The 3579-nt window shown below is 66.1% G+C and carries 3 protein-coding genes and 2 pseudogenes; 3 read left to right on the top strand and 2 right to left on the bottom strand.

The genetic code is table 11. From position 1 onward, the window contains the following. Window positions 1-643, bottom strand: a pseudogene (gene vgrG1b, locus HMPREF2716_RS16575) (type VI secretion system spike protein VgrG1b); the annotation flags it as partial. Between the two features lie 319 nt (window positions 644-962). Between vgrG1b and eagT6 the strand changes: the two are divergent. The 3 genes from eagT6 to HMPREF2716_RS16560 are packed head-to-tail and all read left to right on the top strand — an operon-like array spanning window position 963 to window position 2986. Then, a complete protein-coding gene (gene eagT6 / locus HMPREF2716_RS16570) occupies window positions 963-1397 on the top strand; it encodes a type VI secretion system effector EagT6 (RefSeq protein ID WP_003083692.1) in 435 nt (144 codons plus the stop codon). Window positions 1398-1412: 15 nt separating this feature from the next. Then, window positions 1413-2705: an NAD(P)+ glycohydrolase Tse6 gene (tse6, locus tag HMPREF2716_RS16565; protein ID WP_003104959.1), complete on the top strand. Its 1293-nt coding sequence runs from the start codon at window positions 1413-1415 to the stop codon at window positions 2703-2705. Then, window positions 2702-2986, top strand: coding sequence for an immunity protein Tsi6 family protein (locus tag HMPREF2716_RS16560; RefSeq protein ID WP_003104961.1), 285 nt, complete (start codon window positions 2702-2704; stop codon window positions 2984-2986). Before tse6 ends, HMPREF2716_RS16560 begins: the two co-directional genes overlap by 4 nt. Before the next feature lie 114 nt (window positions 2987-3100). On the opposite strand, the pseudogene HMPREF2716_RS16555 reads toward HMPREF2716_RS16560, so the two are convergent. After that, window positions 3101-3579 (bottom strand): annotated as a pseudogene (locus tag HMPREF2716_RS16555) (type VI secretion system tip protein VgrG); the annotation flags it as partial.

Below are 3579 nucleotides of genomic sequence, written 5' to 3'. Positions count from 1 at the left end.
GACGCTGGAAGTCGTAGTCGTTGAGGCTCAGCGAACCGGACTGCACCTCGCGCGCCATGTGCCAGTCGTAGAAATGGTCGCGCTCGCGCTGTTCCAGGGTCGGCGGGTAGTAGGGCACGCTGGCGTAGTTCGGCGGGCTCTGGTGCGCGCCGTAGGCGTCGGAGAGCACCAGGATGTGGCGGCTCTGCTCGTGGCGGAACCAGTAGTAGATGCCTTCCTGCTCCATCAGCCGGCTGACGAAGTCGAAACTGGTCTCGCGGTACTGCACGCAGTATTCCCACTCGCGGTAGGAGCGGCTCAGGGCGTCCTCGAAGTCGGAGAAGCCGAGGTCGCGGAACACCTGCTTGATGATGTCCGGGACCTTCTGGTTCTGGAAGATGCGGCAGTCGGAGGTGCGCGTCAGCAGCCACAGCCAGGGGCGCAGGGTGACCTGGTAGCTGGCGAACTGGCCGTTGCCGGATCCCTGGCTGCAAGCGGCGACGATGCCGTGGAAATGCCGCCGGCTGCCGTCGTGCAGTTCCAGCGCCAGGCTGGCCGGCTTGCCCAGCAGCCCGTCGAGTGGCAGGTCGGGGTTTTCCGAGATCAGTTCCAGCTCGTAGGCGAACGGCCGGCCGAGCTCTTCGCGACCCTCCATTCGCTGCAATTGCAGGACCTCCGCGCCGAGCGGACTGTCGACCCGGACCAGGCGGGTCTGTTGCGCAAGTGCCATGAAATCATCCTTGATCCACGTCCATCACTGGCACCGTTGGAGCGGCGCCACCCAAGCAGCATAGGCGCGGATGCGGTGGAAAGGGGAGATGCGTGACACAGATTCCGACGAGCGCCCCGACCGACGGCGAACAGGCAGAAGGCCATCACGAAAGGCCGCTTCGGGCCAGGAAAGCCTTGATTCGCGAGCAACATTCCGTAAAGCTTTTGTCCAGCAATGACTCACTCAGAATCCTAGGGAAGGGGTTAACACAGTGACGCTCTATCGCCTCCACGAAGCCGATCTCGAGATTCCCGATGCCTGGCAGGACCAGAGCATCAACATCTTCAAGCTCCCCGCCAGCGGCCCCGCCCGCGAAGCCAGTTTCGTCATCAGCCGCGACGCCAGCCAGGGCGACGCGCCGTTCGCCGACTATGTCGCCCGCCAACTGGAGAATGCCGAGAAGCAATTGCCCGGCTTCAAGCTGCACAAGCGCTGGGACATCAACATTCACGGCCACGCCGCCGTGCTCCTCGACTACCAGTGGCAGCGCGAGGGCCGCGACCTGATGCTGCGCCAGGTATTCATCGAGCGCCGCCCGGCGGTGCTGATCACCACCCTGACCACCACCCCGGCTGACCTGCCGCACCACGAGCCGGCCTGGAAGCAGGCGATGCAGACCCTGGTCCCGCGCCCGACCCCTAGCTGACCCGAGTACCGACGCATGGATGCGCAAGCCGCCGCCCGACTGGGCGATGAGATAGCCCACGGTTTCGGTGTCGCCGCGATGGTCGCCGGAGCCGTGGCCGGAGCCCTGATCGGCGCCGCCGTGGTCGCCGCCACCGCCGCCACCGGCGGCCTGGCCGCGGTGATCCTGGCCGGTTCGATCGCCGCTGGCGGGCTGTCGATGTTCCAGATCGTCAAGGGCCTGACCACCATCTTCGAGCTACCCGAGCCGACCACCGGGGTGCTCATACGCGGCAGCTTCAACGTCTATGTGAACAGTCGCAACGCGATGCGCGCCGGCGACGACGTCTCCGCCACCTGCAGCGGCCTGCCGCTGAACCATCCGCTGTGGCCGTTCCCGGTGCTGATCGCCGAAGGCAGCGCCACCGTGTACATCAACGGCAAGCCGGCGGCGCGCCTGCAGAGCAAGATGGTCTGCGGCGCGCACATCAAGACCGGCAGCCAGGACACCTTCATCGGCGGCCCCACCGAGCGGGTGGCCTTCGTCCTCGACCTGGAGGAATGGCTGCACACCGGCCTCGAGGCGCTGGGCCTGGCGGCCCTTGCCGGCGGCCTGCTGCTGGCGGCGATGGCCGGGGTCGCGGCGCTGGCCGGCTTCGTCGCCATCGGCGGGCTGATGATGGGCGGCATGGCCCTGCTCGGCGACCTCGGCGACCGCCTCGGTCCCGGCTACCGCGACCTGTTCCAGGGCGTGGCGGGGATGGCATTGCTGGGCTTCGGGCCGAAACTCGCCGGTCGTCGTCCGGCAGCGGTGACCTCCGAAACCGCGCAACGACGCGCCTACCTGAACAACAAGTTCGGTCGTTCCGGCAACCTCGACCACGACATCAACTACCGCGGGAATCGTGAAACCGCCGCCAAGTTCTTCAAGTCGAAGGACATCGATCCTGCCGATGCCGAGTCGTACATGAACGGCCTGGACTTCAACCATCCGGTCCGTGTGGAAACCCTCGCGCCCGGCAAGAACCTGTGGCAGTACCAGTCCCCCGGAGCGCCGCAGGGCAACTGGTATACACTCAGCCCGCGCGTGCAGCCCACGGAGCTGGGAATCAACCCCATGGGCACCAACCGGGCGGCGAACACCATCGAACCCAAGGTCCTCAACTCCTACAGGACGACCCAGAAGGTCGAGGTCCTGCGCAGCACCGCTGCGCCGACCGATGACTTCTGGTCGGTAAAGGGACAGTCATATCCCGCCAAAGGCGGCGCGCAACAACTGTTCTCCAACGAGAAAGGCTCCTTCGGTCTGCTTCCCCGGGAGGGATCATGACACCCATCGAATACATCGACCGCGCTCTGGCGCTGGTCGTCGACCGGCTGGCCCGCTATCCGGGATACGAGGTCCTGCTGTCCGCGGAAAAGCAATTGCAGTACATCAGGTCCGTCCTGCTCGACCGCAGCCTGGATCGTTCCGCACTGCACCGGTTGACCCTCGGCAGCATCGCCGTGAAGGAATTCGACGAAACCGACCCGGAACTCTCCAGGGCCCTCAAGGACGCCTACTACGTCGGTATACGCACTGGCCGCGGCCTGAAAGTCGATCTGCCCTGAGCGCAACACCATCGGTCTTGAGCGACCGCCGCTTCTGCCTGGCGAGGACATGCGCGAATCGTCAAGGCTCCCGCGGCGTCCTGCCCGAGGGCGGGCGGCCAGGATGCCGCCGCCTCAGCCCTTCGCCGGCGGCGGAAACATCGCCTGTACCTGGCCGTCGATGGTGCCCTGCACGCCCTTGCCCTTGGCGTCGACCTCGCTGGCGCCGCCGGAATTGAGGTCGAGGCGGCCGCCGGTGTCGATGTTGCCGTTGCCGCTGGCGTAGAGGTTGAAGGCGCTGCCGGAGATATTGATGGTGCCGTCGGCGTTGAACTCCACCACGCTCTTGCCGCAGACCAGGCGGATCTGCGCGCCGGCCTCGATCAGGTAGGTGCCGGTGACGCTGTCGCTCTTCGCCCCGCCCACCAACAGGGTGTCGTTGAGCTTCACCGCGCGGGTGCGGTTGTTGCCGATGCGCGCCAGCTCGTCGTGGCCGATGCTCTTGTTGCGGTCGTGGCCGACCGACAGCGAGGCATCGTTCTCGACCAGGTTGTCCTGGTTGCGCTCGGCGTGGATGTATAACTGCTCGGCGCCCTTCTTGTCCTCCATGCGGA

It is taken from the genome of Pseudomonas sp. HMSC076A11 (assembly GCF_001810205.1).
Classification (GTDB): domain Bacteria; phylum Pseudomonadota; class Gammaproteobacteria; order Pseudomonadales; family Pseudomonadaceae; genus Pseudomonas; species Pseudomonas aeruginosa.
This window is presented reverse-complemented; position numbering and strand designations above follow the sequence as displayed.